Annotated in this window: 1 protein-coding gene; it reads left to right on the top strand. The window is 66.6% G+C overall.

The features are described from left to right. Positions 1-854 precede the first annotated feature (854 nt). Positions 855-2,003 (top strand): IS21 family transposase, encoded by a 1,149-nt coding sequence (gene istA, locus ACZ7P3_RS42545; RefSeq protein WP_472090052.1) that lies wholly within the window; start codon positions 855-857, stop codon positions 2,001-2,003. Positions 2,004-2,078 lie beyond the last annotated feature (75 nt).

Genomic DNA, 2,078 nt, shown 5'->3' with positions numbered 1-2,078 from the left:
GTCGTCCCAGAGAAGGGCGGCGTGCTGCCTCACAACCGTGCAGCAGCATGGACGGGACCCCTGGCGGCCACCAAGGTCGAACCCGTTGGGTCTAATTCCTTGCTAAGCACTCCGGCGGCTCCGGGTGGGGTTGGTGGGGTGTTCGAGTGCTGAGGTCCGCTACGCCTTCTTCGAGCTGGGCTTGAGAAGCCTCTGGTTAGAGCGTGCGGGCGGGCCTCGGTGCTTGTGGTGGTGGCGGTCGCGTGGGCGCCGGGCGGATGCCTATTGCGCGGCGGGCCGTGATGCCTCGGGTTAGACGGGCGGCGTCCGGCGTCCTCGGGGTCGCCTCCACCTGGGGATGTGGGCGTGCGTCGGTTCCAGGATGCCTTTGTTGGGTCCGGCAACGATGCCTCCTGTTAGAGCGGCAACGTCCGGGACCGTCGAGCGTCAACACCCGTCGCCTTGATCCCTCGTTGGTGTTCGTGGGACGAGCCCGTCGCACGGTGACCTCTCATTGCTGCAGAGCCCTCTGAGCTCTCGCATAGACCGGGGCCCGTGCGGTGCGCTGGTGCCACGAACAACAGCTAGTGAGGCGTAGGTCCGACCCTGATGGTTGAGACCTTGAATTAGGGAGCTGCGTGGCCCGCATGCGCTCGTGACCAGCGCAAACACCGCACACGGAAAGAGAACACAGTGATCTACTGCGGAATCGACTGGGCGGAGAAGACCCACTGGCTTTGTAACTGAGGGTGGGAGTCGTTCCGAGGTGCTTGCGGGAGTCACCTTCTGACCGAGTTTGCCGTGTCGGTTTGTTTTGACGTCAGCAGGGGTCTTGCGGTGGGAGCGTGGAGTGTGCTTCTCCCGTAGGGGGCTCGATGTCGGAGTCGAAGGTAGATCTCTACGCCGCGATTCGCCGTGACCACGACCGCAACGGACTGTCCCAACGAGCGCTGCAGCGCAAGTACAACGTCACCTGGCGAACGGTTCGTCGGGCCTTGGACGGGCAGTGGCCAGAGCCGAGGAAGAAGCCTCGGCCGCGCGAGTCGCGCCTGGACCCGTACAAGCAGCTGATCGACGAGATGCTTCGGGCGGACCTGGACGCGCCGGCCAAGCAGCGGCACACCGCTCAGCGGATCTTCGACCGCTTGGTCGACGAGCACGATGCCAGCGACATCTCCTATCCAATGGTCCGCGTGCACGTGAAGGCCCGTCGGCCGGAAGTGCGCCGACAGGCCGGACTGGGGCCGCAGGCGATGTTCGTTCCGCAGACCCATCTGCCCGGGGCCGAGGCGGAGGTCGACTTCGGCGAGTTCCACATCGTGCTCGCCGGAAAGATGACGAAGGTCTACCTCTTCTCACTGCGCCTGTCGTACTCCGGCAAAGCCGTGCACCGCGTCTTCGCCACCGCCGGCCAGGAGGCCTTCTTCGAAGGCCACGTGCACGCCTTCCGAATGCTGGGCGGCGTCCCACGCGGCCACATTCGCTACGACAACCTGCGGGCCGCGGTCGAGCGGGTCCTGGGACTGACCCGGGGCCGGGTGGAGGCCGACCGCTGGACCGCGTTCCGCTCGCACTGGGGCATCGAGCCCTTCTACTGCCGTCCCGGCATCGAGGGCGCCCACGAGAAGGGCGGCGTCGAGGGCCAAATCGGGTACTTCCGCCGCAACCACCTGGTCCCCGTGCCAGAGGTCTCGTCCCTGACCGAGCTCAACGCGATGGTCGACGGCTGGGACCTGGCCGACGAGGGCCGCCGACTGCGTTCACGGACCCGCACGGTCGGCGAGTACTTCGCCGCCGAGCAGTCGCTGCTCAAGCCGCTGCCAACCGAGCCGTTCGAGACCGGTCGCTGGTTCACCCCGCGCGTCGACCGCTTCGGGCAGGTGAGCGTCCGCGGCAACGCCTACTCGGTGCCGGTGCGGTTCATCGGCCGCCAGCTGAGGGTGCTGCTGCACGCCAACGACCTGATCGTCTTCGACGGTCGCACCGAGGTCACCCGCCACGAGCGACTAGGGCGTTTCGTTTAGATCATCGGATCGTTGGTCCGGTGTGTCGTTGACTGATGCGCAGTGGGCGCGGATCGAGCCGTTGCTCCCGGACCG

The organism is Streptomyces sp. NPDC107581 (assembly GCF_055657175.1).
This window is presented reverse-complemented; position numbering and strand designations above follow the sequence as displayed.